This window comes from Microcoleus sp. B9-D4 (genome assembly GCF_036705105.1).
Taxonomy (GTDB): domain Bacteria; phylum Cyanobacteriota; class Cyanobacteriia; order Cyanobacteriales; family Microcoleaceae; genus Microcoleus.
Genome location: NZ_JAUBTS010000002.1, coordinates 151,606 through 177,132 on the forward strand (window position 1 = coordinate 151,606; position 25,527 = coordinate 177,132).

A 25,527-nucleotide genomic window follows, 5' to 3' on the forward strand; every position below is an offset into this window, starting at 1 on the left:
GATGCCTGTTCCACAAACACTCACAGGCAAGATGCCTGTTCCACAAACACTCACAGGCAAGATGCCTGTTCCACAAACACTCACAGGCAAGATGCCTGTTCCACAAATTCAACAGGCAAGATGCCTGTTCCACAAATTCAACAGGCAAGATGCCTGTTCCACAAACACTCACAGGCAAGATGCCTGTTCCACAAATTCAACAGGCATCTTGCCTGTTCCACAAATTCAACAGGCATCTTGCCTGTTCCACAAACACTCACAGGTTTCTTGTGGGGAGTAGGGGTTGGGCGGGACGCCCGCCCATCAAAAGCTGATTAACAATCCAAGATGTGAGTTAGGCTAAGGCTGCTACGGAAACTTTACCCGCAATGCGACCCGCGATCGCCCGCAACTCCCTAGCTGAAGCAGAACCCGGTTGTCCCACCACGATCGGGACCCCCGAATCGCCACCTTCCCGCAACGGAATTTCCAGCGGAATGCGGCCTAACAGCGGCACTCCCAACTCAGCAGCAGTCTTTTCCCCGCCACCAGAACCGAAAATATCGTATTGCTTGTCGGGCATATCCGGCGGCACAAAATAGCTCATATTTTCCACAATTCCCAACACCGACACTCCCAACTGCTGGAACATCTTTAACCCCTTGCGGGAGTCCAACAAAGCCACAGTCTGCGGCGTCGTCACGATCACGACACCAGCCATCGGCACCGCTTGCGCCATCGTCAACTGCGCGTCTCCAGTACCCGGAGGCATATCGACAATCAGATAGTCTAAATCGCCCCAATTCACCTGATAGAGGAATTGCCGAATGATCCCGTTCAACATCGGGCCGCGCCAAATCACGGGTTGGTCTTTGTCAATTAAAAACGCCATCGACACTAATTTGACGCCGTAATTAAAGGCGGGTTCGAGGCTTTCCCCGCTTTTCCCGTCCCTAACCATCACTTTCGCGTCCCCCAGACCCAACATTGTTGGGTCATTGGGCCCATAGATATCGGCATCCAGCAAACCCACCTTAGCGCCGGTTTGCGCCAGCGCTACTGCCACATTTACCGCCACCGTGCTTTTGCCGACGCCGCCTTTGCCGCTGGAAATTGCGATAATATTTTTAACGCCTTCAATGCCTTGGCGATCGACCACTCCCTTTTGCTGTGGCGTCTCGGCTGTCACCTCCACCGCCACTTTTTCGACTCCTGGCAACTGTTTGACCGCTTTTTGGCAATCTTCGACAATAAATTCTCGCAGCGGGCAAGCAGGCGTTGTCAGCACTAAAGTAAAACTGACGACACCGCCGTCAATTTTTATGTTACGAATCATGTTCAATTCCACCAAACTCTTTTGCAGTTCGGGGTCTTGCACGGGTCGCAGGATTTCTAAGACTGAACTAACATCGAGTGTATTGGGCATTGTGTTCTCCACCATAGCTCTGCAATTGGGTTAGCGAATTTTCGATCGCAGGTTTAAGTATATTTTTATTGCTATTTTTTAATGTAACTTCATAGCGATCATTTGCAGACCTACGGTGGCATAATTACATGACGACAGGATTTGGGACTCACGGTCAATCTCAAACTCAAATGCCCTCGGCAAGAATTTCTACGACCGAAAGCAATTTGGTCACAATCCCCGAATTGATCCGTGGTCGCAATTCTTCAATCTAAAATCTAAAATCTTAAATCTTAAATCGGATGACAGTTTCTACCACACTTAAAACCGCCACTTCCCCGTTTTTGCCGCCCGCTGACTCTAGAGCTAGAGTCAGCCAATTTATGAAAACCCTACAAGACGAAATTTGTCAATCCCTCGAACAGCTCGATGGCGTTGGCAAATTTAAGGAGGACTCTTGGGAACGATCCGAAGGTGGCGGCGGACGTTCTCGCGTCATGCGCGAAGGCGATGTGTTTGAACAAGGAGGAGTCAATTTTTCCCAAGTGTGGGGCGAAAGTTTGCCCGCTTTGATTCTGGCAAAGCACCCCGAAGCTGCCGGTCACGATTTCTATGCCACGGGTACTTCGATGGTGCTGCACCCCCGCAATCCCTACTTGCCTACGGTTCACCTAAATTACCGCTATTTTGAGGCTGGGCCGATTTGGTGGTTTGGTGGCGGTGTGGATTTGACTCCTTATTACCCGTTGGCTGAGGATGCAGCTCATTTTCACAAAACTCTGAAAGCAGCTTGCGATCGCCACCATCCCGGATATTATCCGACATTTAAACTTTGGTGCGACGAATATTTCTACCTGCCTCACCGCCAAGAAACCCGCGGCGTGGGCGGTCTGTTTTTTGACTACCAAAGCGCTCAAGGCGCGCTTTACCGCGACCATCATGTCAAAGGCAAGGCCGCTGAGTGCAGCAACAACATCGGGATGCCGGAACCTAGGACTTGGGAGTCGCTGTTCGCTTTTGTACAGGACTGCGGCAGGGCATTTTTGCCGGCTTACACCCCTATTATTGAAAAGCACCGATCGAAAGAATACGGCGAGCGCGAGCGTAATTTCCAACTTTACCGCCGCGGCCGTTACGTTGAATTTAACTTGGTGTACGATCGAGGCACGACCTTTGGCTTGCAGACCAACGGACGCACCGAATCGATTCTCATGTCCCTGCCACCTTTGGTACGCTGGGAATATTGTTACGAGCCAGAACCCAACTCTCCCGAAGCCGAACTCTACTCCAAGTTCTTAAAACCGCAAGATTGGGCGAATTGGATGCCTCAGCAGTCACCGACCTGAGTTAAACTACTGGGACAGTAACCACCGCGATAGATAATAAATTTGAGGGAAGGGTCAGTGATTCATATTGATCAAAAAACCCACACGCTTCAAGACGGTACAACAGTTATCGTCTTAGCACCGACAGGACGGTTGGACATCACTACAGCTTGGCAATTCCGCCTCAAGTTGCAAGAGTGTATTTCCAAACTTAGCCGCCATGTTGTAGTGAATCTTGGTCAGGTTAACTTTATCGATAGCTCTGGCCTGACCTCACTTGTAGCAGGTATGCGGGATGCGGATAAAGTTAAGGGAAGTTTCCGCATTTGCAATGTTCATCCCGAAGCCAAACTGGTGTTTGAAGTCACCATGATGGATTCTGTGTTTGAAATCTTTGAAACGGAAGAAGAAGCTCTAGAGGGGGTGCCGCGCGCAAGTTGACCACTGGGCTTACATCGCTGGCGGTGTAAGCGCAATTTAAGCTTGAGGCTCACAAAAAGCGCCGGAACCCTGCACAAGAACAGGAAGCAGGTAAATTCTTGCCAGCTTCCTTATGCTTTCTTCCTTTCTTGAGAGGTTGAGAGGTTCACCAAAACACTAAAGTAGAAGAATAGGTCAAGGTAAAGTCTTGCCTTCTATCCTAGATAGCTAAATTTTTCTTCCTTGTTTGTTGTTGCTTCTTGCTTCAAACCAATATCTCAGCAGCAAAATCCTGACGCTTGACAAATCTAAAAGGGCCCATTAAAGCTCCCCAGATAGCCTTGCCTGTCGTGGGGCTTATTCCTTTGTCGTAGCTGAGAAATTCCTCGCCTGCGGCTTCAAATCCCAAGTCTACTTGGTAATTTTGCCCCCCGTAGGCAAAGCCGCAGCGAGTGCCCTCCGGCAAAGATGCCCGAAATCGATAGCCGTTTGAGGCTAAATTTTCCACTGCAACCGACAGGGTGCAGCCGGGGAGGAGTTGGATTTGCTCCTTCGTTAGCTTTCCAAGCAAGTCGGGGTTGCAACCGGCTCCTTTGACGGCTGTAATGTCGTTAAACATATAATACTGAGCTTCAATCAGTCCTGGCGCTATCTGTGAGTGCCTCAGTTGCACGATGCGGGGGCGGTATGGCTTGTCTAATTCCAGAATGTTGGCTTGTTCGGCAAACAGGGCAATGCTGGGTTCGGAAAATAAAGGAACGGGTAGTGGTCTTTGCCACATACGAAGGTGGACGTACCACGCCGGCTCTGCTAGCGCTTGTTCCCGGTTGTCAAATTCGCCCGCCATGTACTGGGCTAAAGCTATTAATTCAGGAGAAAGTGTCATGTTTGTTTGATTTTTCACGAGTATGGTTGACAAAAAAAAGTTATTGTGATATGGAAAGCCATATCTAGGCTGGGCAAGTCAGAAGATTAGATTTATGAGCGATCCCAGCTAAGCTATGATTGTAAAGATACTGGGGTTTTTCCCTCCTATGGCGACATATTAATTGTTGCTGCCGATCGCGCGTAAAATATTTTTGAGAAAATTTTGTCTCGCAATCCGGCCGCAACCCTTAAAAAACTGGCAAATTTTGTCAGCCTGATCGCCGAATTGACTACCCCGACTTTACTCACGCCGCGCAGGCACGCCCGCTACGGCAAAATTATTTATCTATAAGACTCAGGTGAACAATAACCGTACTGTTTCAGATACTAAGCGAAGTTTCTATACGATTCACACTCGACCGATCAACTCAATTTACCGTCGAGTGGTGGAAGAGTTGATGGTAGAAATGCACTTGCTTTCGGCGAATGCCGATTTTCAATACGACCCGATTTATGCTTTGGGTGTAGTGACCGCTTTTGATCGATTCATGCTTGGGTACGCCCCAGAAGCAGACAGACTTTCAATTTTTAACGCTTTATGCAAGTCCCTAGAAGACGATCCAGAGCGCTACAAGCAAGACGCTCAGCGATTGGAAAGCTTGGCGGATAGACTTTCCGGCCAAGAGTTGCTCTCGTGGCTTGATCGCTCGACCAGCTTTGAAGATACAGCGGATTTGCAAGCGTCTTTAGGGGCGATCGCCAGCAACCCTCAATTTAAGTACAGCCGCTTGTTCGCGATCGGTTTGTTCTCGCTATTAGAAAAAGCTGACCCTAACTTAGTAAAAGACCAAGACACGCGAAACGACGCGATCGCCAAAGTCAGTGCGGCCTTGCACCTGCCAGAAGACAAAGTTAGCAAAGATTTAGATTTGTACCGCAGCAATTTGGAAAAAATGGCCCAAGCGCGAATAGTGCTTCAAGATGTCATCCAAGCGGAACGGAAAAAACGCGAAAAACGAGAGACAAAAGTTACCGCTGGCCCTTCGGCTGAGTCTTCTGACAGCAGCAATTAATCGTTTGAAAGAAGAAGGAAGAAGGAAGAAGGAAGAAGGAAGAAGGAAGAAGGAAGAAAGAGGAGAGATTTTTTTTAGGTAAGAAATAAAGAAAACTCTTAAATTTTAATTTTTTGTTCTTGAATTCTGGCTTCTGCCTTCGGGCTTCTGCCTTCAGATGAATCTTGCTGGCTCAGAAACTAAAAATCCCGCTTTCTGAATTGAGCGGGATCAACTTAACCATAAATAGAGCTGTTGGGGTGGTACTAAGGCTGGGGTTCAAAATTAGTGGCGTTAGCTTGCAGCCAAGTGCTTAGCTGTGAAAGAACTTCGTTTCCAGAAGACTTGCCCAAAGCTGTGGGGTTTGGGGTGTCGGGCCTGTCCAAGTTGCGGGCGATCGCTGCATTGACTTCTTTGGAAATCAAATCGTGAAGTTGCTCTTTAGCCCTAGCCCTTTGAAAGTGAGCTCCCTCTTCCGTCGTAGCGTACAGAGGTGGCAGCCTATTTAAAGCATAAGCTGCAATATCTCCCACATCCAGACTCAGGTCGCTCGTCGCCTCAATTTCGGCCACCCTAGCGATCGCATCGCTGAGCACCAACTCTTCCATCACGTTGATGAACTGTTTGCGTGGCAGAACCACCACTTCCCCAGTCAACAAAGAGCCCATCAGACGATCGAGAGCCATGTACTCTTCGATCGACAATTCCGAAGCCGTATTGCAGATCCGTCCCACCTCAGCTTCCATAGACGGCGTTAAATAGCCATCCTGCAAAGCCTGTTCAACAATTTTTTCAATACTCATATATGCGTCCCCGCTCAACGGCATCATCAATAAAGTTTTGTGAAGACGCGATTGTTAGCGTCTTGAGATTCGAGTTTTGAGAGTTGAGTTGAGAATTTTTATACAAATCCTAACTCAATACTGATAACCCATAAAGTTATCTGCACACCCCAGCCACAAACTTACCCCATAATTGACTGATAAATCCGTCAAAACCTGTAAAAACTCCTACTCAACTCCCTGAAGCCGCCAAGGTACAGGATCGACGGCCTGCCCATGCACGTAAAGTCCCCAATGCAGGTGAGGGCCTGTGGAAGCCCCCGTTGACCCCAGAGTACCAATTACTTGACCTGGTTTCACGACATCGCCTTCCTTGACATCAATCCGGGCCAGGTGCATCAAAATACTTGCTACCCCCTGACCGTGGTCAATACCCACGACATTCCCGTGGATTTTGAACCCTTGGGATTCGCGTCCCACTAGAGATACCCGACCTGCTGCTGGTGCGACTACAGGGGAACCGTAAGCACCCGCATAATCAACGCCGCGGTGGTAGTAGTCTTGAGCAAATACCCCATTATAATAACGTCGCACCCCGTAAATAGTGGTAATTTCGCCGGAGTTGGGGCGCAACAATTTGCCGTCCCAAAATTTTTCGGGTGTCACGAGTGCTTTAAATGCGTCTACGCGATCGAATTCAGCATCTGTACCTTCGCTGTCTTTCCCAGGCGGTAGCCAGATGGATTGAGTAGGAAAATTTCGATCGCGCACTTGCACGCTCAACTTCTGCACTTGTCCGTCACCTGCGACTTGAAGAAGGCGGGCACCGGGTTTCTCTAGCGGCGTCGTCGGTAGCAGGGCCCGAAAGCGACCGTTGCCGATCGGAAAAGCGGGGTAGTTTTTTTGCTGTAGAGAAACTTGTGGAGTTTCCCCGCCGTTACCGTCAACCTGAATCATTACTGACAGCGTATCTCCCAGTTGGGGATTTGTCGGCGTCACAACTACCTGCAAAGCTTGCACCGGCAGGGCAAAACTTAGAATACCAGCAACAATTCCCCCGATCGAACTAGCGGTTAGCTGGTTTGCTTTCAACTGCCCCCACCGCAAAATCCGACCTGTAATTATTTCCGTACTTAGCTCGCAGTTGTCTCGATTCACAGTCATTACCATCACTAGCTGTCCTTAACCTTTGTCTCGCTGATATATTTTTAACTATCTAGACTAACTATAGCAATCCGTAATAAGTCGAGAGAAACACCCGTAGGTAAAAAGCTTGGTCAATCGACTTTAGATTTTAGATTTTAGATTTTAGATTTTAGAATTGAAGCATTGACTTGCGCGAGATAAATACGTTCGGCAAGTTTCATCGGATACAGGTTTTTTATTTCACCGGTCCTGAGTCTGCTTTCGGAATGAATCACGTGGCGGGTATCCGGGATGCTTGATTGTCAAAGATTTGGAGAGGAGAGACTAACTTAAATAAATACTTAAGTTGAGGTGATAAGAATAATAAAAATTTCTCTAGTGCGGGGAGGAAAGCCCGCTTGAGCCAGACGCTAACACTACCGTTTCCACTACAAATCTAGGAGAACTCAAGTTTCAAGAGAAACACTCTTAATCTCTCAGCGGATGGGATTATATTTTATCAGTCCTCGCTACTGTTGCATAACTTTTAACAATTGGTATTAGTTATAGTTCACGGCGCTACAACAGAATTATTTTTAACTCCTCTGCTGTTAAATCAATTCTTTCTTGGCAGTTTATTTGCCGAGAACGTTCCTCAAACTCTCTAGTTATTGTAGCCTGATTTTTGGGTAAATAGTATTAATTCCCAATTTTTCAATCTCACATCTAAAATGGTATGAGATAAAAATTGAGAATTGCTATAATCTATCACCTAGAATTATAGAGATTCAAAGGCAGCGGTGAAACCATCTAAGGTCAAGCATTCTTCCATAAATTCCTCTACATCGTTGACATTCTCAAGCTGATATTCCATGATGCGTTGACCAGATCCTTTCATCTTTTTGGAAGAGGAAGGCGTGGCCGGATATTTGGCAGCAATGGCTTTGAAAGCTTTGGAATGGGTATCCCAGCTTGCAGCCGAACATTTTATGATTAAAAGCCACATGATTAAATTCCTCCTTGGGTTTGGTTTACTAATAGTCTGACACGAGTAAAAGTTAGAGCGATAGTGCCGAAAAATCAAGGGATTCTGTGGTTTGGAAAAACGCTAAAAGCCGAGCCACTATGTGAGCAACACCACCCTTAACATTAGACTCAACATTCAAAGGCATCACCGGATCATGGAGTGATAAGCGTAACAGAAACCAGCCGGATTCGCTAGCAGACGTGCAGGAAATTCGCAGACCTTCGTAGTTATTGGGAACTATTTTCCAGTCTGCTTGCGTTGAGACAAATTGTTGCAGTTGTTCAATAACCCGATCGCCATGAGCCTTGAAATCATCCACACCAAGTTTAATCCGAAATTCTGCACTTTCTTCTGGCTCTTTTAAATTTGCAATTAAATCTGGCAAAGATTGGTTTGCTAGCTTTGACTTAGCCAATTCAATCAATAATTTGCTGACCAAATAAGCGCCATCATCCAGAAAGTAATTTTCTTTCAAAGCTCCATGTCCAGAGGTTTCAATCGCCAGCCATGATTCCTGGCCGGCTTCATTGAGGCAAATCGACTCGTCAATCACATTTTTGTAGCCGCGTTTAAAGCGATGGTGAATCCCTTTTAAATCTTGTTCGATGAATTGCGTTAATCCATCGGAGGTGATAGAATCGGTGACAATGGTAGAGCCTGGGTGTTCTTGTAATACGATCGCCGAAATCAAGGCAATTAAGCGATTGCGATTGAGTTCCTTGCCAACTTGATCGACGGCCGCACTGCGATCGACATCGGTATCAAAAATAATCCCAAAATCAGCTTTATGTTCAATTACCGCTTGACAAATTGACTGCATTGCCTGTTTATCTTCGGGATTTGGCACATGATTGGGGAAAGTACCATCTGGTTCTAAAAACTGACTGCCCGTAGTGTCTGCACCTAAAGGTTTTAAGACTTTATCAACATAAAAACCGCCAGCACCATTACCCGCATCCACAACAATTTTTAATCCTGTTAGTGGTTGCTCAAAGTTATCGGGGTGATTGACGGCTTCCCGGATTTTTGTGACAAATTGGTTAGCATAAACAGAGATAAAATCATGCTTTACAATTTTACCGGGCGATGGGGCGGGCTGAAAATTATTACTTTGGGCTAGTGCTAAAATATCTGTAATATCCTGTTTTTGTAACCCACCTTTGGCGGTGAAAAACTTTAAGCCGTTGCGATTAAAGGGCAAATGGCTAGCAGTGAGCATAATCGCGCCGTCGCAATCAAAACCAGGGGTAATGGTACTCATAAACATGGCGGGTGTTGAGGCCATGTCAAAGTCGTACACGGTGGCACCAACTGAGGTGATTCCCTCCATGACTGCTTGCATTAAGGTTGGCCCTGATAGGCGACTGTCACGCCCGATCGCGATCGTTAATTCTGCCGCTGGTTTATGGACTTTTTGCACCAGCCAACTGACAAAGGATTTACCTAAGATTGTCGCAATTTCTGGCGTTAGGTTGACTGTTTCATTGGGAACGCCTTCGAGGGCGATACCGCGAATGTCTGAGCCATTTTGAAGTTTTGTCCAGTTGAAGTTTTGCATAATAATTGATGGTAAGTAAAAAGATCGGAGTCGGCGGCTGAAACCGATCATACAAAGTTTTGTCTGTAGCTATACGGTTCGACTCAGCTTACCCGAACGTCTTTGGCGGACTAAGAAATAAACAGGGTAGAAATTTGGGATTTGGTATTATTAGTCATTAGGGTGACAGAGTTTTTCAATTCAATCAGCTAATCGGCATTTAAGTTGTATTTAAAGAAACAATCCCAGTCTTGTGGGTGGGATTTGAGCAACGCCCAAAATATCCAATTGAAATGTTGAACCGCTTACTGGGAATTTTGACCCCATCACCGCTAAGATTAAGTTCTAATTCCTTAGTCGCGTTCAACGCTGTAAATTGCCTGCAAGCGGAACTCACCATGAGCGGGAACTTCCACAATATCTGTAGCTGCATTGGTCGTTTCTACGCAGAGTAAACGCTGATAATCTGCATCATCCAGGTCGGCCATATTTGCAGAAATTGTTACCCAGGGATTCCACACTACGACGGATTTACTACCCGATGATTTAATGCGAATCCGACGATTTAGGGCGCTATCGTCAATGACTAATTCGTTGGTGACATCAAGATAAATGCGATCGACTTCACCTGTTACTACCACTGCACCCACTTGAGTTTTTTCGACACCACCATCGGCTTTATCAAGATACTGGCTATTTTCTAAGCCTAAAACCTGCACGCGGTTGATATCGCCGACTTGGAAATAGGTGTGGAAAGCTTGGGTGAGGGGAAATGCTTTGTCGCCTAGATTGCGGGTGATTAATTCTACAGTGAGGCTGGTGCCGATCGTAATTACGATCGCCAGTTCAAAGGCGATAGGCCAAATTGCTCTAGTTTCATCGGTATCCTTGAGTCCGAGAGTGACTTTGGTGGCGCCGTCGGGGGTTGTGGCGGTTTCTAGCACATTCCAGAGGCGATTCCGCACAAACCCATGACTCGGACGCCCCAAGGCTTCGGGATCTGGGCCAAACCAAGGCCAACAGATGGGTATACCGCCTTTGATGGCTTTCCCTTCGGCATAGTAGGCTTTGTCGCTGAGGAACATCAAGTCTGTGGTTTCTGTGGCTGGTTGAAAGGATAGCACTTGACCGGAATACACAGAAATTAAGGCTTTGGCTTGACCGTTGTCGATGTGAATCATCGGGAAACCACCGTTTCCCGTGGCGAAGGTGAGGTGGCCGGCAATGCCGTAGTCTGTGTTTAAGTGGTCAATACTCATGCTGTTAGCTTGGTTAATTGCTTTACAATTATCCGATATTATGGTGGCTAGATTGATTAGATTGTTGGGTTGGACGAGGGAAGGTGCGATCGACACAACGATGCAGAACGATGCAGTCAGAGAATCCGTATTCAATGGAGAGTCGATCGACTTTCATTCGCCCCACTTTACAACTCCTGACGAGTCGGACGGATGATCATTTCGTTGACATCCACATCACCGGGTTGCTCAATGGCATAGGCAATGGCCCGGGCGATCGCATCCGCATCAATGGCGACTGAATACAACTGATTCACCCCTGATGCCGTATCACCATGAGAGATGGTACTGGTTAACTCAGTCGCAACCGCACCCGGTGAAATGTTGGTAGAACGAATTTCACCATTTGACTCCAGTCGCAGCCCTTCGGAAATTGCTCGCACGGCATACTTGGTAGCACAGTAAACTGCCCCTGCCGGAAATACTTTATGTCCTGCAACAGACGACAAGTTGATTACGTGCCCGGACTTCTGTTGGCGCATAGTCGGGAGCACCGCAGCGATGCCGTAAAGCACGCCTTTAATGTTGACATCAATCATTTGATCCCACTCATCGACCTTAATCTGGTCAAGGGGAGACAGTGGCATTAAACCCGCATTGTTGACCAGAACATCAATGCGTCCATAGGTTTCCAGCGTTGCGTCTGCCAATGCTTGCATCTGGGCGCGATCGGCCACATCGGTGACTCGATAGGCAACTGTGCCACCTGTTTTTTCGATTGCAGCCACCAAGTCCTTGAGTCTATCTTCGCGGCGCGCAGCAAGCATCAGTTTGGCTCCGCTGGCGGCTAAACGATGAGCGGTGGCTTCACCTAAACCGCTACTTGCTCCTGTAATGATGACAACCTTGTTTTGAATTTCAGACATATTCACTCCTGTTAATTGATTAAATCGGCTGACCTAAAATCGATCGCAAATTCGCTTAATTACCAAGCGCGATCGTATTGAATAGGAGCAGGCACTGATTGACGTAGTTGCTTCGCTGCCCGCATCGGCCAATAAGGATCGCGCAGCAGTTCTCTGGCCAGTAATACCATATCTGCTTGACCTGTACGGATGATGTGGTCAGCCTGCGCGGGTGCAGTAATCATACCAACGGCTCCGGTGGCGATGTTGGCTTCGCGTCGAATGCGATCGGCAAAAATAGTTTGATAACCTGCACCCGTCGGAATCTTTTCACCCGGTACAATTGCCCCTGATGAACAATCGATTAAATCAACACCCAGTGACTTTAATTTATCGCTGAGTGCAATACTTTGTTCAATGTCCCAACCATTTGGAACCCAATCGGTTGCAGAGATGCGAACCCAAAGCGGTGTTCGATCGGGCAAAACATTTCGCACTGCTTGCACGACTTCACATAAAAACCGGATGCGATGATCAAAACTTCCCCCATAGTCATCAGTCCGTTGATTGCTCAAGGGAGACATAAATTCATGCAGTAGGTAGCCGTGAGCCGCATGAATCTCGATTACGTCAAATCCGGCTTCGAGGGCGCGTTGGGCTGCGTTCACAAAGAGTGTCGTCTGCTTTTGAATGTCTTCGATACTCACAGCGATCGGGGCGGGGCTATCGGGTTCAAATGGAATGGCGCTAGGGGCGATCGAAGTCCATCCCCCTTGAGATTCCAAAAGCACATCCCCGCCATCCCACGGAAGTGCTGTACTGGCTTTTCGACCTGCATGAGCAAGTTGAATTCCAGCAACCGCACCGTTGCGGTGAATTAACTCGACGATTCGCGCCAGCATTTCAATGTGAGCATCTTGCCAGATTCCCAAATCTTGCGGCGTAATTCGTCCTTCAGGCTCGACTGCTGCTGCTTCAGTCATCACCAGCCCTGCCCCTCCTACGGCTCGACTGACGAGATGAACCAGATGCCAATCATTCGCGAACCCATCAACACTGGAATATTGACACATGGGAGAAACTGCAATGCGATTTCGGAAGCTAACGCCACGTTGATCGAATGGCTCAAATAAATGGGACATGGTTGTAAATGCGTGAGATGGCTGTCCATAATCCCCATAATCTGGGGCATCCGAGGGCTTTTCACTATACAGCTCAAATATCTCGACTGACTGCGTTTTTGAGGAATAAAATCACAGTTTAGGCTTGGGAGTCCGAAAGTAACAATAACCCGTTAGAAGGAGATTAATTTCACAGCAGACAGTATCGGGATTCTTAGCTTCCAACGGCGCCCAACCTTCGGATTTTTTAAATTCGGCCTTCTGCTTTGGGACGAAACATTCTTTCAACAATATTTTTCCGCAGAAAAACTGTCAAGGGTTTTTCTATCAAAGAGTAGAATATGCAACCGAAAACTACGGCGAACACTGCCAGTAGAGCCGGAGCAAAGAAACCGTCGAAATATTTTGCTAAATTCGCCTTTTGCAGAATTTTTGTACTTGCTGAAATCAGCGGCCCGTGGGTCAAAAATATCGAGTATGAGGCATCTCCCAAGAAAATTAAAATAGCAGGAATTTTCGGGGACTCCTTGAGGTCGATCGAGGTAGCAGCAATGATTAACATAGCTGCTAGCACTGCAAAAGTTGTGACGCGCTCAAACTCTATGTTTCCCCATGCGACGACCATTCCTAAAATAACATATCCTAAATTTGCTATTCCAAACAATATCCACCTGTACTTACCGATCTTATTGTTATATTTAATCACCATATAGGCAGCCAAGCAGCCCAAAACAAATTCTAGATTCATATTGCCAAATAGTTGATTTAGCAAGAAAAAAGATTTGGGAAAGTTTATAATTTTACAAAAATGTAGAATCGTGACAAATAGCCAAGTCGAAAGTATCGGTACAGAATGTTTTGGTTTGAACCAGATAGCTATACTGAACAGGAAGTAAAAATATAATTCGTAAATTAAAGTCCAACCTACATCGAGAATGGGCTTGTCATTTTGAGGAATCAAGAGCAGCGAAACAATTACCTGTCCCAAACCTAAATCTTTATTGTTAGCAAAACCGGGAATTACTAGAAAAAAACACAAAACTGTGAGAGTCATTATCCAGTATATCGGATAAATTCTCACGGCGCGCTTGACTAAAAAAGATTTTAACTGGTCTTTTTTACCGATCGCCGATCGGTGAACATACACCATTATGAAACCGCTCAATACAAAAAAGTAATCTACACCGCTCCACCCCGCCTGAAATAAATTAAAAAAAGTAACTTGATTTAATCTCTCGGCGCTCATATCGGTGAGGTGAAACATTACCACTAATACAGCCGCAATCCCTCGATAAACTTGCAAGAGGTTAAGCTTTTTGTGAGCAGTTGAACTCTGTGCCATGAGAAAATACCTGGGTCAAGGGTGGCCGTTGTGCTTGTTCCTCAACTATAGTCAACGCGCCAAACATAGTCAACACATTAGATACTATAATATAACTTTATACTTTTTTCATAAAGTTGTGCAAGAAGACTTCCGACTGATCGTTGACTTAGTTCTAGTTCTCGCTGCTGCCGCAGCAGGAGGACTCTTTGCATCGCTGTTGCGGCAGCCGGTAATTCTCGGCTACCTGCTGGGAGGGATCGTAGTTGGGCCGGCAGGTTTGGGGCTGATTAAAGAATTAATTCAGGTAGACACCCTGGCTGAATTTGGGGTTGCCTTTCTGTTATTTGCCTTGGGAGTGGAATTTTCTTTCGCCGAACTCCAGAAAGTAAAAGCCATTAGTTTGGGCGGGGGGGGCTTGCAAATTGTGCTGACGATCGCCATTACTACTGCAATTTCCTTGGCTGTAGGCTGGGTAGAATCCCCCGCCCAAGGCGTGTTTTTAGGATCGATTCTGTCACTTTCTTCGACCGCCGTTGTACTCAAGTGCTTGATGGAACGCAATGAAGGCGGTACTTCCCACGGTCAAGTCATGCTGGGAATATTAGTAGTTCAAGATTTGGCTTTGGGGCTAATGCTAGCAGTTTTGCCGGCACTCAATCAGCCAGCAGAAGAGATCGGCATGACGGTAGCGTGGGCCCTGCTGCGGATCGGGTTATTTGCGATCGGTGCTGTAGTCGCGGGCATTTGGATGGTACCGCAGTTGCTGCGCTATTTGGCGAAAACAGAAAGTCGGGAACTGTTTTTGCTGGGAGTTGTGGTGTTGGCTTTAGGGATTGCGCTGCTGACAGAATATTTGGGTTTTTCGATCGAGATGGGCGCATTTGTGGCGGGTTTAATGATTTCCGAGGTGGAATATGCCGACCAAACTCTAACTTATGTCGAGCCTTTGCGAGATATTTTTGCATCCTTATTTTTTGTCACCATCGGAATGTTAATCGATCCGGTGTTTCTGTGGAACCATCTAGAAGTAATTCTGGGACTGGTATTTATAGTATTTGTCGGCAAATTCTTGATTATAACGCCGATCGTCCGACTATTTGGCTATCCGCTAAAAACAGCATTAATCGCAGGTTTGGGCTTAGCTCAAATAGGAGAATTCTCCTTTGTACTCGCTAGTGCCGGCCAAGCTATGGGGCTGGTTTCGCGGAACGTTTACCTGTTAATTTTAGGAACGACAGCCGTCACCCTCGTGCTGACTCCGTTTGTGTTGAGAAGCGTGCCACAGTTATTGAAATGGGCGGAAAATTTCGGGCCTTTGCAGCGCTATTTTGACGAAACATCTCAACCTGTGGCAATAGCTGAAACTTTGCCGGAACAAAATTATGTTGTGGTTTGCGGCTACGGGCGAGTCGGCAGAATTTTAGTCAAAATGCTGCAAAGCCGCAACTGTTCAGTTGTGGTGATCGATGAGTCAGAAAGTAGAATTCAAGAGTGCAGAGTCCAAGGAATTCCTTACATTTACGGGAATGCTGCCAGTTGGCACGTATTGGAAGCCGCGCGGGTGGAACGGGCAAAAGCAATGGCGATCGCCCTTCCCGATCCCATGAGCACTCGCTTGTGTCTGAAGCGGGCTTTAGAATTAGTCCCGGATTTGGATATTGTGGTGTGCGCGAACCAAGATAAAGACATCGAACTGCTTTACCAACTGGGGGCCTGGGAAGTCGTGCAGCCGGAGTTTGAAGCCAGTTTAGAACTGTCTTCCCACTTGCTGGCTGGTATGGGGCTCTCCGCAATGGCGATCGGGCGGGATGTGCAGCAAATTCGCAGCAGCCGCTATCTGGAATTGCGGCCACCGCGCGAACCTTTGGCGATTTCGCGGGATTTGAAAGTGGCGGTTCGAGATATGAACAGCGAGTGGTACAACTTGCCGTCGGGTTCTCCCATCGCCAGCATGACTCTGGAAGAAACTAACCTGCGCCAGTTGACAGGGGTTAGCGTGATGGCGATCGTCCGCGAGAATGGCGAGGAAATTGATTATCCCAACGGGAAGACAGCTTTGCAGTCGGGCGATCGACTTTTTGTAGTGGGAGAACCGGAAGAACTCATCAGTTTTGAGTTGCTGGCGAAAGGGGAAGTTGCAGTCCCGCAGGGCGACAGTTCTTGCCAGTGGCTGAGGCTGCCAGCAAACAGCCCTTGGGCGGGCAAAAAACTGTCAGAGGTAGATGTGCTCGGCCAGTACGGGGTGCAGGTGCGGGCTATCCGCCGGGAAGGGAAATTTACTCGCTGGCCCGACGGAAGTAGCAATTTGCAAGAAGGCGATCGTTTGCTGCTGTGCGGCGGCTTCTACGAGCTCGGCTTGATGCAGCGGACGGCCTCACCACCGGTGCCGCAACCTGCTTTAAAGCTGCCGTTGGTCAAGGCCCAAGTCAGTGAAAAGCTGTTTAGCGATTAGTCAGTTGGCAGTTGGCAGTTGGCAGTTGGCAGTTGGCAGTTGGCAGTTGGCAGTTGGCAGTTGGCAGTTGACTGTTGACTGTTGACTGTTGACTGTGGTGAGCTTTCCAGCGAACAGTCAACAATGCCCGATGCCCGATGCCCGATGCCCGATGCCCGATGCCCGATGCCCATGCCCCATGCCCTGTTTGGCCGATGCCCGATGCCCGATGCCCGATGCCCCATGCCCCATGCCCCATGCCCCATGTCCCACTCTCAGCCGTTGGGTTTGAGATAAGCAATTGCTGGCCGCGAGATCAGAATTTGTGTTTCTGAGGGATCGAGGAGGCAAATGCAGCTATTATCCTGCCAAAAAATTCTGCCCGCTACTAAGTCGCCGGTCAGGAGTTTGATCTCCACCTGTTTTTTGTCTTTGATGTAGCTTTGTATTAAGCGAACGCTGGGCAATCCGGTTTCAAATTCAGACATAGTTCAGAAAAATATAGTCAAATATTACCTTAAACCATATTCTTCTGTTTATAGCGTTTAACCCTTACTGGCAGAATTACAAGCGCGTCTACCCGATGAGGGAGAAACCCCTTGGCGGCTAGTTTTAGACCGATATTCATTGAGCCATTAACATCAGCATTAATTAGATATCCCTGGGGAGTTATAAATATTATATTTGTTTATATTTCACTAGAAAGGACTATAAATTGCATAAAGTTTTATAATACTGGGAAATGGGTAATTTGGTCAGCAAATTATCTAATCAGTTTTAACCAAAAGAGGTTTGTTTTTATGCCGATCGAGTTTGCGAAGTATCACGGACTGGGAAATGATTTTATTCTGATTGACAATCGCCACTCGTCAGAACCGGTGATCACGCCAGAACAAGCTGTGGATTTGTGCGATCGACATTTCGGGATTGGCGCAGACGGTGTGATATTTGCTCTTCCGGGTCAAAACGATACTGACTATACGATGCGGATTTTTAACTCCGACGGTTCGGAACCGGAAATGTGCGGCAACGGGATTCGCTGTTTGGCTAAGTTTATCGCCGATTTGGAAGGGTCAGAGGCGAAAACTCAGTACCGCATCCACACTCTGGCTGGTGTGATTACCCCGGAATTGCGATCGGACGGTCAGGTGAAGGTGGATATGGGGGTTCCCCGGCTGCTGGCTGCGGAAATTCCGACTACTTTGGCCGCAGCGGATGCCAAAGTTATAGATGTGCCGATCGAAGTTGCTGATAAATCTTGGTCTGTTACCTGCGTCAGTATGGGCAATCCTCACTGCATTACCTTTGTAGAGGATGTTTCGGCGGTTGCTTTAGAAACTGTCGGGCCTCAATTCGAGCACAACAAAGCATTCCCGCAGCGTACCAATACGGAATTTATTCAAGTGGTACGTTCAGACTACGTAAAAATGCGGGTGTGGGAAAGAGGCGCGGGTGTTACTCTAGCTTGTGGGACTGGTGCTTGTGCTGCTGTGGTAGCTGGGGTGTTGGTAGGAAAGTGCGATCGGGCAACTGCGGTTGAACTCCCCGGCGGCGTTTTGGAAATCGAATGGGCAGAAGTTTCTGGGCGAATTTACATGACCGGGCCGGCACAGCGAGTATTTACTGGTTGTATGAGTGATTAGTTATTAGTCATCAGTCATTAGTCATCAGTCACTGGTCAGAAGGAATTTTTGGTTGAATTAACAAGCAATAAAAATTATTGAATTCAAAATTTTTATTGCATTCTGACCAATGCCTTCCGCCTTCACAAATCATATCATGTCCGGTCGAGCGACCGCGATTTTTGTAGGGGCCCGTGAGCCAACAATACCTGCCAATAATTGACAATCTCAAAAACCCGCCCCGACGGGGATATTATGGTTAATTGATCGGACATGATATCATTGGCTGCGGACTGAAGACTGAAGACTAATAACTAAGCCTGAAATCTAAAATCTAAAATCTAAAATCTAAAATCTAAAATTAAGTAGGTGGGCTGGCATGGCTGGAGGTATTTATCTGATTCAGGACGACGACAGGCTGGTAGAAATGATGGAACAGCCCTATGACTCGGAAGACCAGTTACAAGACTTGCTAGTAACTTATCCTAATTTGATCGCGGGAGACCAAATCGATCGGGCGACGGCGCGGAGGTGGCTGTTAATTTCGCGGGAAGCTGCACCCAGCGATGAGGAAACAGCGGTGCAGTGGTCGCTGGATCATTTGTTTCTCGACCAAAATGCAGTTCCTACTTTGGTGGATGTCCGGCGAACTACTAATGCCGAACTGCGACAAAAAGTTTTGGGCCAGTCGATCGACTATGCTGCTAATGCGTTGTTTTACTGGCCGATTGATTCAATAATTTCTCTGTTTGAAGCTAATTGTCGCGATCGGGGTCGCGATCCAGAACAGGTTTTTGAAGAGTTTCTTGGCGCGGATGCTAATGAAGACAGATTTTGGCAGAAGGTTAAAACTAATTTGCAAGCGGGTAAAGTTCGCTTAGTGTTTGTAGCTGACGAGATTTCCGCTGAAATGCGCCGAGTTGTGGAATTTCTCAACGAACAAATGGACCCGGTTGAAGTTTTGGCCCTGGAAATTAAGCAGTATGTAAGTGAAGACGGTTTGAAAACGCTGGTTCCCAGAGTCATCGGTCAGACAGCGGAAGCACAGCAGAAAAAATCCAGCGCAACGCGCGAAAGAAGGCGCTGGGATGAATCTTCATTTTTTGCGGAAATCAAAGCTAGACGAGGCGCGGACGAGGCGCAAATGGCAAAAGCTATTTACCTGTGGGCAAAAACTCAAGAACCCGAAGTTCAAATCCACTGGGGAACGGGGGATGCCTACGGCGGTTTCGCCGCTCAATTGCCTCAAAAGGGCAGAAAACCCTATCAGTTATTCACTGTAGATATTGCTGGCAGAATGGAGATTTCGGCTCATAATTATGGTTCTCAGCCGCCATTTAATGTGGAACAAAATTGGCTGGACTTGAGAAGTAAGCTAAGTTCGATCGGTCTGTCGCTGCCTATAGAACCGGGTGAGAGAAGGTCGCCGAGTCTGGCTTTGTTTACTTTGGAAGACGAATCTGCCCTCAAGCAAGTTATGGAAACTTTTGATTGGGTGATTGAGCAAATTAAAACGTTATAGTTACACTCAGAGATGAGAGAAACGGAGGACACGGCAGTGCCATTTCCCTACCCCGATTAATTGTAGGGAAACGGCTCGGTTAAAGCCTTATTCCATTTACTGTTGAATGTTACCTACTCTGATAATCCCAGTACATCATTGCAAAGTTTACAATTTTTGTCTGCCGCTTCTTAAGGGATGTGTCATCCCACTCACTACTGTCTGAGTTAGCAAAATTGATAAGTTCTTGCTGACAACGAAATCTTGAATTCTGATAGAAGTATTTATATTTAAAATCAAAACTATGATTTGATTTGGCGGAATTTTCCCAGGATAGATCAAGCGTTAAGTTCCCAATACTATGAATATAATTGCCCCACAAGCCTTTAGGCATCCAAACAGGAATTTGTCTAGGTACTTGGGGAATGATATGCTCAATCGAGAGACCTGTGTACTCACGAAATCCTATCAGTTTATCTTGTAGGTACTCCGTTTGTCGAAGATAATTTTCATACTGCCAAAATAGATAGTTCAAATCATTTTCTGAAATAGCTTCATAAAAGTCTGGTGAAATAAGTCTCTCCTGAAACTCACGATCACTACAGAACTCACCGACAATATCCTTGAGACCTGATATTAAAACCTCAAAGTCTCCTTGGAAGTTTTGTGCTAACTCATGTAGTCGCTTTGAAATTGTAGTGTTTTTGAGTTTTCGCTTTCGTATTCCATACACTCTGAAGCTTATAATTTCCATCAGTTTCGTTACTCGACCGAAGTTATAGTGTTCTTGGCTATTATCATGCTTCCAAGACACGATGAGTAGTGGCCATAAATTTGCTGTTCTATTTAGATGGAAAAGATTGAGTAAGTTTCCCCTGAGATTTTGGGATAATTGATTAACTATTCCAAAACTTTCGCTCAGTTGACCTGAATAGTTATCTATAAATTTTGTTGCCTCAGCAAAAGTAGCGGGACTCGCTGTAAGTGAGTTAATTCTTTCCTTGATCAAGGATAAATGACGCGAATAATCCTTTTGACCGTCTGTTTTTACATTAGCCTCAAAAGCAATATAGTGCTGTCGCAAGATAAAATATTCGCTGATTCCGGTAATCTTTGGAATAGTCTCTTCATAATCCCTGTAAATCTCACCAAACCGATTCTGTATGGTTCTCAGATAGCTCTCTGGATCATTGGCTGCAAGATAAACCTTATACATTAAGAAACTTTTAATTTTTTCAAGACTTGTGAGAGGTTTACCGCGGTCGTTAGTCGTCTCAAAAATTAGTGTTGCTTCTGCATTGTTTAGAACAGCGTATGTCAGGACTTTAGCCTTCTCAATCTTCTCCCGTATCTCACGCAAGTTTTCAATATTTCGCTTTTCTAAGTCTTGGGTGAAGAATTTCTTTGCCTCTAATAAGCGACGTTGTGAAGGGGTTTCAATCAAGCTTTCAGTTTGGTAATAATCTTCTAATATACACTTGCAAAAAAACGGTTGATCGTATTCTAAAACTCGTAATTTATATTCATTTCTGTACTGAACGTATGTTTCACGGAGAATCGATACATCGTCCCCCAAGGAAGCAAGTTTATCAAGCAACAGCCGCATGAAAATTGTGAGTGTTGTCAGCCTTTGTTGACCATCTACAATGTTGATTATCTTAAAATACCCCTCGCTGTCTCCTATTTGCAGTAGGATTGTTCCAAAAAAGTAATCTTTGCCTAAAGCTTGGTTATCAAGATCGCTAATAAAATCTCGCAGTTGCTTTGTTTCCCATGCGTATGCACGTTGATACTTGGGAATGTTGAAAATTCTGCGGCTCTCAAACAGATCACTGATAGCCTTCTGTCCGTTTTCCATTGTGTTTTCTCTTTAGTTTAAATTGAGTTAACGCCATTTCAGAGGACAAGCTCTTTTCAATACCCATTAATTTATGATAGCTCAGCGCATCACCAATAACATCAACTCCTCCCAAGATGTGGAAAAGGGAGAGGTAAATCATCTGCTCCTCGGTTTAAGCCTGAGCTTGTTAATCTCATTATTATGTTTAGGGGGTAATGGGTATCACCCTCAACATAATAATGAGTTGATGCAGAGTGAGCGGCCGATCGCCAATTACCAATAACCAATGACTATTGATAGCGAATGTTTGCTTGTTTCAAACGCCGCAATGCTTCTCCCAGCCGATCGCAATCTGCAATTAAACTAATTCTCACATATCCTTCGCCGCCCGGCCCAAAAGCATTACCAGGAGTCACCACAACACCAGTTTGCTGCAAAACATTCAGGGCAAAATCAGTCGAACTCATGCCCGGAGTGCAGGGGACCCAAAGATACATGGCCGCCAGAGGTTTAGGAATATTCCACCCTAATTCTGCCAATCCTTCCACCATGAAATCCCGGCGAGTTCTGTAACGATTCTGCACTTCGTCCAAGTAACTATCGGGCAATTGCAGTGCTGTTTCCGCTGCTGTTTGCAAGGCGGAAAATATACCGTAATCTAGGTTAGTTTTTAATGTCCGCAAACCTTGGATAATCTTGCTATTTCCTACTACAAAACCCACTCTCCAGCCCGCCATATTGTAAGTTTTGGACATGGTGTGAAATTCGACACCGATTTCTTTACCGCCGGGAATTTCTAATAAACTTGTCGGTTGATAGCCGTCAAAGGCTAATTCCGCATAACACAAGTCGTGAACCAGCAAAATTTGATGTTTGTGTGCGAAAGCCACAATATCTTTGTAAAATTCGCGGGGTGCAGTCGCTCCAGTCGGATTACTGGGATAATTGAAATAGAGTATTTTGGCTTGTTCGGCTACGCTGTCGGGAATGTCGGCTAAGTCAATTACCCAGTCATTTTCTGGTTTGAGGATGATGTTGTGAACTTTTGCACCCGCGATTATTGGGCCGCGAAATAATACGGGATAAGCAGGACTGGGTACTAATATTAAGTCCCCTGGATTGATATAGGCGATCGCAAAATGTGCTAAACCTTCTTTAGATCCCAACAAAGGCAATGCTTCGCTTTCTGGATCGAGTTCAACATTGTAGCGGCGGCTGTACCATTTAGTAATAGTACGGCGGAAACTGGCAGTTCCTTCAAAGGGTGGATAGCCGTGATTGGCAGAATTTTGGATGGCTGCGACAGCCGCTTCTACTACTGGTTGAGGAGTGGCACCGTCGGGGTTTCCCATTCCTAAGTCTATTAAATCGAGTCCTTGTTCGCGGGCGCGGGCTTTGAGTTCGTCGAGACGGGCAAATACGTAGGGCGGTAGTTTTTGCAACCTGTCAGCAGGGGTAATCCAATCCAAGGTCATTTATTTTTTGTCAGTTGTCAGTTTTCCTGGTTTGTAGTAAGGACTTTCGTCCTTGCTAGCACAGCCTTTTCAGGACTTTAGTCCTTACTACAAACTGTTTTAATTCTTAATCTTTAATTCTCCCACAGGTGCGGTGGTAGAAACCATCGCTGCCATTAATTGTTGGGGAACAACTTTAAAAGGCAGTCGGTGGATGTCGGAATTAGGATTGCAGGCTATGTCGGCGGCGCGCTGCAATTCTGTGATGGTAATGTCTCCGAGTCCTAGGTTGTCTAAAGTTTGGGGTAATCCAATCTCGGCGTAGAATTTTAGCAGTTGCTGTCTGGCGGTGGCGGCGAGTTGATTGTTTTGCAGCATTTCTTCTAGTCGCAGTTGTACTAAAATGCCGTAGGCAACTTTTTCGCCGTGCAATGTGCCGTGACTTGCTAATAGATGAGTTAGGCCGTTGTGGACGGCGTGGGCGGCGACGGTGCGACATTGGGCGCCGCCAATTCCGCCGATTACTCCTGCTAGCAATACGGCAGCATCTGTGACTTCTTGCCAGGTTTCGCTACCGGGTTCTTTGAGGGCGGTGGCTGATTTTTGGAATAAAATATCGCGCAGTATTCTAGCTTGTTGAACGGCGGAAATGATCAGGGTTTGTTCGGAGTGTCCGCTGCTGACTGATGCTTCGTACCATTTCGCGATCGCATCTCCAATTCCTGCTACTAATGTCCGCTGCGGTGCGGTTTGAATTAAGCCGTAGTCGAGTATTAATAAGTCGGGACATCTGGCTAATGTAACATCGTATTGGAATGCACCTTGTTCTGAATAAATGTTAGAAAGGGCTGTCCAAGCCGCACAGGTGGCTGCTGATGTGGGTATTGTGACGATCGGGATTTTGCACTGATGGGCGACGAGTTTGGCTGCGTCTAAGGCTTTGCCGCCCCCTACACCGATGATGAAATCGGCTTGATGGGTTTGGGCTGCTTCGCGGAGGGTTTCGAGGCTGGTTTCGCTGCAATCCTTGCCGTATGCTGTTTCGGCGGATTTTAACTGCTGCTGTTCGAGGATTGGTTGCAGGTAGGGTTGGGCGGCGGCGAGGGAGTTGCTGCCGCCGACGATTAGCGGCCGCTTTCCGAAACGGGCGATCGCATCTCCGGCTTGTGCGATCGCCGATCGACCCCGCAATACACAGGCGGGAGCAATTGTCAAGGAATAAATTGCAGTTGGGGTGGCGGTTTTAGTGCTTTGGGTTTGAGTCATCGAACCACTGGATAAGTGACGAGAAGGTTGACGCTTTGCAGGATTGCTGGATTTTCTAGGATAACTCTAATCTATGCGGAAATGGTAAGTTTTATAAAGTTTTTATTAAGTATTGTTGGGCTGTTGGGGGATGGGAGGGGGGAGTTGAGGGGCGATCGGTATGATAAATTTAGGAATATAAGCAATTTCAAGGATAGGGCAATGCTGACTAAACAAGATTGGGACTGGTTAGCAGTGTGTTCTCATTATCAAACGGCTGTCACAGTCCAGACACTTCTCAAAGAAGGAAAATCTATGGAAGCAACGGCAGGTTTAGAATCTTTAATTGAAGCAATGGGAAGAACCGAAAAACGAGCATTAAAAAGCCAGTTAATTCGTTTAATGCTTCATATTATTAAATGGAAAAATCAACCTGAAAAACGAACAGCTAGCTGGGCTATTAGTATTCGTTCGGCGCGGCGAGAGATTGAAGAAAGCCAAGAAGAAATGCCGAGTTTAAATCGTGATTTTATTGAGTCTATCTGGGATAAATGTTTTCAAGTTGCGGTGAAAGATGCCCAGGATGAAATGGGTAAAAAATGTCAATTAACCTCACTTGCTTGGTCTGAAGTTTTTGAATATGAATATAGTTTGTCGGATGGCGCTTTAGAAGATGGAAATTTTGAGTAAAGTGCGCGATCGCATTTTTGGGACTGACGTAGCCACCTGGTTTCTCAACCCAACCTGTTTACTGATCGGGACTTACGAAGAACCTTATATATGTTAGAATTGAGGCTTAACGTACAACTCCCAGACTTGTTTCACTGCTGCTGCATCTGCTTGAGAAATTGGCCCGATTTTCGCTAGCAACAAAGACTTTTTCAGACAATCTAATCTAGACAAACGTACTGTAGTCATCATAAAGTCCTTCGTCTTCGGGTGCGTAGCCTTTCAAAAAAGCGTCGTGGCTGCGAGTGTAACATTTCTCAATTAAATACTCCTCGCCATCGAGTACGGAAAACTCGGTTAATTCAGGATATGTCAAAAAATCTTCGGCTGTAGCAGCCATATACGGTGCTAGTATTTTATGGCGTTCTGCTATTGGCAGGCTAGCAATTTCTCTAAGTGATAGCTTGAGAGTAGGTGCGGTTGTTGACGAAATGTTAGACTCAGAACTTTCGCTGGGTAACTGCTTTTTCTGTTCCGCTTTTTGCACGAGTAATTGTGCAAAGTCGAGCAATTCTTGTTGTTTCTCCGTTGGCAACTGTTGCAGATTCTCTAACACTGCTTGCTCAAAATTAATTGTTTCTGACATTTCAATTACCTT

At 46.4% G+C, this 25,527-nt stretch carries 28 protein-coding genes; 11 read left to right on the top strand and 17 right to left on the bottom strand.

Translation table 11 applies throughout. The features are described from left to right. Positions 1–280, top strand: a 280-nt coding sequence (locus QUB24_RS02035; RefSeq protein WP_333150133.1) for a hypothetical protein, incomplete at its 5' end; no start/stop codon positions are given. A 54-nt stretch (positions 281–334) separates the two neighbouring features. Here the strand turns inward: QUB24_RS02035 and QUB24_RS02040 are convergent. Beyond that, positions 335–1,405, bottom strand: coding sequence for an Mrp/NBP35 family ATP-binding protein (locus QUB24_RS02040; protein WP_006631390.1), 1,071 nt, complete (start codon positions 1,403–1,405; stop codon positions 335–337). Positions 1,406–1,686: 281 nt separating this feature from the next. Here QUB24_RS02040 and hemF point away from each other — a divergent pair, with 281 nt between their 5' ends. Continuing rightward, complete coding sequence (gene hemF, locus QUB24_RS02045; protein WP_333150135.1) at positions 1,687–2,730, top strand: oxygen-dependent coproporphyrinogen oxidase; 1,044 nt, start codon at positions 1,687–1,689, stop codon at positions 2,728–2,730. 57 nt (positions 2,731–2,787) lie between these two features. Next, positions 2,788–3,150, top strand: a complete 363-nt coding sequence (locus QUB24_RS02050) for an STAS domain-containing protein (RefSeq protein WP_006631392.1) — start codon at positions 2,788–2,790, stop codon at positions 3,148–3,150. Positions 3,151–3,394: 244 nt separating this feature from the next. On the opposite strand, the gene QUB24_RS02055 is transcribed toward QUB24_RS02050, so the two are convergent. Continuing rightward, positions 3,395–4,015, bottom strand: coding sequence for a chromophore lyase CpcT/CpeT (locus tag QUB24_RS02055; protein ID WP_333150137.1), 621 nt, complete (start codon positions 4,013–4,015; stop codon positions 3,395–3,397). Between the two features lie 204 nt (positions 4,016–4,219). Between QUB24_RS02055 and QUB24_RS02060 the strand changes: the two genes are divergently transcribed. Together QUB24_RS02060 and psb29 are read left to right on the top strand one after the other, a co-directional pair. Continuing rightward, the gene (locus tag QUB24_RS02060; RefSeq protein WP_333150139.1) at positions 4,220–4,348 is read left to right on the top strand and encodes a hypothetical protein; all 129 of its coding nucleotides are present in this window, start codon (positions 4,220–4,222) and stop codon (positions 4,346–4,348) included. 7 nt (positions 4,349–4,355) lie between these two features. Continuing rightward, a complete protein-coding gene (psb29, locus tag QUB24_RS02065) occupies positions 4,356–5,069 on the top strand; it encodes a photosystem II biogenesis protein Psp29 (RefSeq protein ID WP_333150141.1) in 714 nt (237 codons plus the stop codon). 245 nt (positions 5,070–5,314) lie between these two features. On the opposite strand, the gene QUB24_RS02070 is transcribed toward psb29, so the two are convergent. From QUB24_RS02070 to QUB24_RS02090, 5 genes are all read right to left on the bottom strand, one after another. After that, positions 5,315–5,851 carry a late competence development ComFB family protein gene (locus tag QUB24_RS02070; protein WP_006631395.1) on the bottom strand — a complete coding sequence of 179 codons (537 nt, stop codon included), beginning with the start codon at positions 5,849–5,851 and terminating at the stop codon, positions 5,315–5,317. A gap of 207 nt (positions 5,852–6,058) precedes the next feature. Then, positions 6,059–7,000 (bottom strand): M23 family metallopeptidase, encoded by a 942-nt coding sequence (locus QUB24_RS02075; protein ID WP_333150143.1) that lies wholly within the window; start codon positions 6,998–7,000, stop codon positions 6,059–6,061. 733 nt (positions 7,001–7,733) lie between these two features. After that, entirely contained in the window at positions 7,734–7,961 is a 228-nt protein-coding gene (locus QUB24_RS02080) for a hypothetical protein (protein WP_333150145.1), read from the bottom strand. A gap of 52 nt (positions 7,962–8,013) precedes the next feature. Continuing rightward, positions 8,014–9,540 (bottom strand): phosphomannomutase/phosphoglucomutase, encoded by a 1,527-nt coding sequence (locus tag QUB24_RS02085; protein ID WP_333150147.1) that lies wholly within the window; start codon positions 9,538–9,540, stop codon positions 8,014–8,016. Positions 9,541–9,872: 332 nt separating this feature from the next. Beyond that, positions 9,873–10,778 (bottom strand): D-hexose-6-phosphate mutarotase, encoded by a 906-nt coding sequence (locus tag QUB24_RS02090; RefSeq protein WP_333150149.1) that lies wholly within the window; start codon positions 10,776–10,778, stop codon positions 9,873–9,875. Here QUB24_RS02090 and QUB24_RS02095 point away from each other — a divergent pair. Then, on the top strand, positions 10,777–10,974 hold the full coding sequence (locus QUB24_RS02095; RefSeq protein WP_333150151.1) for a hypothetical protein: 198 nt from the start codon (positions 10,777–10,779) through the stop codon (positions 10,972–10,974). The two genes, QUB24_RS02090 and QUB24_RS02095, sit on opposite strands and share 2 nt — an antisense overlap. On the opposite strand, the gene QUB24_RS02100 is transcribed toward QUB24_RS02095, so the two are convergent. From QUB24_RS02100 to QUB24_RS02110, 3 genes are all read right to left on the bottom strand, one after another. Next, positions 10,946–11,683 carry an SDR family oxidoreductase gene (locus QUB24_RS02100; protein WP_333150153.1) on the bottom strand — a complete coding sequence of 246 codons (738 nt, stop codon included), beginning with the start codon at positions 11,681–11,683 and terminating at the stop codon, positions 10,946–10,948. The two genes, QUB24_RS02095 and QUB24_RS02100, sit on opposite strands and share 29 nt — an antisense overlap. Positions 11,684–11,742: 59 nt before the next feature. After that, entirely contained in the window at positions 11,743–12,804 is a 1,062-nt protein-coding gene (locus tag QUB24_RS02105; protein WP_333150156.1) for an NADH:flavin oxidoreductase/NADH oxidase, read from the bottom strand. Between the two features lie 226 nt (positions 12,805–13,030). Beyond that, positions 13,031–14,125, bottom strand: a complete 1,095-nt coding sequence (locus QUB24_RS02110; RefSeq protein WP_333150157.1) for an acyltransferase — start codon at positions 14,123–14,125, stop codon at positions 13,031–13,033. Positions 14,126–14,243: 118 nt separating this feature from the next. On the opposite strand from QUB24_RS02110, the gene QUB24_RS02115 reads away from it, so the two are divergent. Continuing rightward, entirely contained in the window at positions 14,244–16,559 is a 2,316-nt protein-coding gene (locus tag QUB24_RS02115; RefSeq protein ID WP_333150159.1) for a cation:proton antiporter, read from the top strand. Here the strand turns inward: QUB24_RS02115 and QUB24_RS02120 are convergent. Further along, a complete protein-coding gene (locus QUB24_RS02120; protein WP_333150161.1) occupies positions 16,549–16,797 on the bottom strand; it encodes a hypothetical protein in 249 nt (82 codons plus the stop codon). The two genes, QUB24_RS02115 and QUB24_RS02120, sit on opposite strands and share 11 nt — an antisense overlap. Positions 16,798–16,813: 16 nt before the next feature. Then, positions 16,814–17,026, bottom strand: coding sequence for an Hfq-related RNA-binding protein (locus QUB24_RS02125; RefSeq protein WP_333150164.1), 213 nt, complete (start codon positions 17,024–17,026; stop codon positions 16,814–16,816). Positions 17,027–17,338: 312 nt separating this feature from the next. Between QUB24_RS02125 and dapF the strand changes: the two genes are divergently transcribed. After that, a complete protein-coding gene (gene dapF, locus QUB24_RS02130) occupies positions 17,339–18,181 on the top strand; it encodes a diaminopimelate epimerase (RefSeq protein ID WP_333150166.1) in 843 nt (280 codons plus the stop codon). A 358-nt stretch (positions 18,182–18,539) separates the two neighbouring features. Further along, complete coding sequence (locus QUB24_RS02135) at positions 18,540–19,682, top strand: hypothetical protein (protein WP_333150167.1); 1,143 nt, start codon at positions 18,540–18,542, stop codon at positions 19,680–19,682. A 109-nt stretch (positions 19,683–19,791) separates the two neighbouring features. Here the strand turns inward: QUB24_RS02135 and QUB24_RS02140 are convergent, their stop codons facing one another. After that, positions 19,792–21,519: a DUF262 domain-containing HNH endonuclease family protein gene (locus tag QUB24_RS02140; protein WP_333150170.1), complete on the bottom strand. Its 1,728-nt coding sequence runs from the start codon at positions 21,517–21,519 to the stop codon at positions 19,792–19,794. Positions 21,520–21,592: 73 nt separating this feature from the next. On the opposite strand from QUB24_RS02140, the gene QUB24_RS02145 reads away from it, so the two are divergent. Beyond that, positions 21,593–21,784 carry a hypothetical protein gene (locus tag QUB24_RS02145; protein WP_333150172.1) on the top strand — a complete coding sequence of 64 codons (192 nt, stop codon included), beginning with the start codon at positions 21,593–21,595 and terminating at the stop codon, positions 21,782–21,784. 7 nt (positions 21,785–21,791) lie between these two features. On the opposite strand, the gene QUB24_RS02150 is transcribed toward QUB24_RS02145, so the two are convergent. Further along, positions 21,792–22,976 (bottom strand): aspartate aminotransferase, encoded by a 1,185-nt coding sequence (locus QUB24_RS02150; protein WP_333150174.1) that lies wholly within the window; start codon positions 22,974–22,976, stop codon positions 21,792–21,794. Positions 22,977–23,075: 99 nt separating this feature from the next. After that, entirely contained in the window at positions 23,076–24,221 is a 1,146-nt protein-coding gene (locus QUB24_RS02155) for an iron-containing alcohol dehydrogenase family protein (RefSeq protein ID WP_333150176.1), read from the bottom strand. 201 nt (positions 24,222–24,422) lie between these two features. On the opposite strand from QUB24_RS02155, the gene QUB24_RS02160 reads away from it, so the two are divergent. After that, positions 24,423–24,890, top strand: coding sequence for a DUF29 domain-containing protein (locus QUB24_RS02160; protein ID WP_333150178.1), 468 nt, complete (start codon positions 24,423–24,425; stop codon positions 24,888–24,890). 93 nt (positions 24,891–24,983) lie between these two features. Here QUB24_RS02160 and QUB24_RS02165 read toward each other — a convergent pair whose 3' ends face one another. After that, positions 24,984–25,121: a hypothetical protein gene (locus QUB24_RS02165; RefSeq protein ID WP_333150180.1), complete on the bottom strand. Its 138-nt coding sequence runs from the start codon at positions 25,119–25,121 to the stop codon at positions 24,984–24,986. Further along, the gene (locus QUB24_RS02170; protein WP_333150182.1) at positions 25,096–25,515 is read right to left on the bottom strand and encodes a DUF2281 domain-containing protein; all 420 of its coding nucleotides are present in this window, start codon (positions 25,513–25,515) and stop codon (positions 25,096–25,098) included. The genes QUB24_RS02165 and QUB24_RS02170 overlap by 26 nt, the downstream gene beginning before the upstream one ends. Positions 25,516–25,527: the final 12 nt, after the last annotated feature.

Bases quoted from the DNA above. Each gene is read 5' to 3' on its own strand.
- QUB24_RS02040 (WP_006631390.1), bottom strand. From the start codon at position 1,405: ATGCCCAATACACTCGATGTTAGTTCAGTCTTAGAAATCCTGCGACCC.
- hemF (WP_333150135.1), top strand. From the start codon at position 1,687: ATGACAGTTTCTACCACACTTAAAACCGCCACTTCCCCGTTTTTGCCG.
- QUB24_RS02055 (WP_333150137.1), bottom strand. From the start codon at position 4,015: ATGACACTTTCTCCTGAATTAATAGCTTTAGCCCAGTACATGGCGGGC.
- QUB24_RS02070 (WP_006631395.1), bottom strand. From the start codon at position 5,851: ATGAGTATTGAAAAAATTGTTGAACAGGCTTTGCAGGATGGCTATTTA.
- QUB24_RS02075 (WP_333150143.1), bottom strand. From the start codon at position 7,000: ATGGTAATGACTGTGAATCGAGACAACTGCGAGCTAAGTACGGAAATA.
- QUB24_RS02080 (WP_333150145.1), bottom strand. From the start codon at position 7,961: ATGTGGCTTTTAATCATAAAATGTTCGGCTGCAAGCTGGGATACCCAT.
- QUB24_RS02085 (WP_333150147.1), bottom strand. From the start codon at position 9,540: ATGCAAAACTTCAACTGGACAAAACTTCAAAATGGCTCAGACATTCGC.
- QUB24_RS02095 (WP_333150151.1), top strand. From the start codon at position 10,777: ATGCTGTTAGCTTGGTTAATTGCTTTACAATTATCCGATATTATGGTG.
- QUB24_RS02090 (WP_333150149.1), bottom strand. From the start codon at position 10,778: ATGAGTATTGACCACTTAAACACAGACTACGGCATTGCCGGCCACCTC.
- QUB24_RS02100 (WP_333150153.1), bottom strand. From the start codon at position 11,683: ATGTCTGAAATTCAAAACAAGGTTGTCATCATTACAGGAGCAAGTAGC.
- QUB24_RS02105 (WP_333150156.1), bottom strand. From the start codon at position 12,804: ATGTCCCATTTATTTGAGCCATTCGATCAACGTGGCGTTAGCTTCCGA.
- QUB24_RS02110 (WP_333150157.1), bottom strand. From the start codon at position 14,125: ATGGCACAGAGTTCAACTGCTCACAAAAAGCTTAACCTCTTGCAAGTT.
- QUB24_RS02120 (WP_333150161.1), bottom strand. From the start codon at position 16,797: ATGGGGCATGGGGCATGGGGCATCGGGCATCGGGCATCGGGCATCGGC.
- QUB24_RS02125 (WP_333150164.1), bottom strand. From the start codon at position 17,026: ATGTCTGAATTTGAAACCGGATTGCCCAGCGTTCGCTTAATACAAAGC.
- dapF (WP_333150166.1), top strand. From the start codon at position 17,339: ATGCCGATCGAGTTTGCGAAGTATCACGGACTGGGAAATGATTTTATT.
- QUB24_RS02135 (WP_333150167.1), top strand. From the start codon at position 18,540: ATGGCTGGAGGTATTTATCTGATTCAGGACGACGACAGGCTGGTAGAA.
- QUB24_RS02140 (WP_333150170.1), bottom strand. From the start codon at position 21,519: ATGGAAAACGGACAGAAGGCTATCAGTGATCTGTTTGAGAGCCGCAGA.
- QUB24_RS02145 (WP_333150172.1), top strand. From the start codon at position 21,593: ATGATAGCTCAGCGCATCACCAATAACATCAACTCCTCCCAAGATGTG.
- QUB24_RS02150 (WP_333150174.1), bottom strand. From the start codon at position 22,976: ATGACCTTGGATTGGATTACCCCTGCTGACAGGTTGCAAAAACTACCG.
- QUB24_RS02155 (WP_333150176.1), bottom strand. From the start codon at position 24,221: ATGACTCAAACCCAAAGCACTAAAACCGCCACCCCAACTGCAATTTAT.
- QUB24_RS02160 (WP_333150178.1), top strand. From the start codon at position 24,423: ATGCTGACTAAACAAGATTGGGACTGGTTAGCAGTGTGTTCTCATTAT.
- QUB24_RS02165 (WP_333150180.1), bottom strand. From the start codon at position 25,121: ATGATGACTACAGTACGTTTGTCTAGATTAGATTGTCTGAAAAAGTCT.
- QUB24_RS02170 (WP_333150182.1), bottom strand. From the start codon at position 25,515: ATGTCAGAAACAATTAATTTTGAGCAAGCAGTGTTAGAGAATCTGCAA.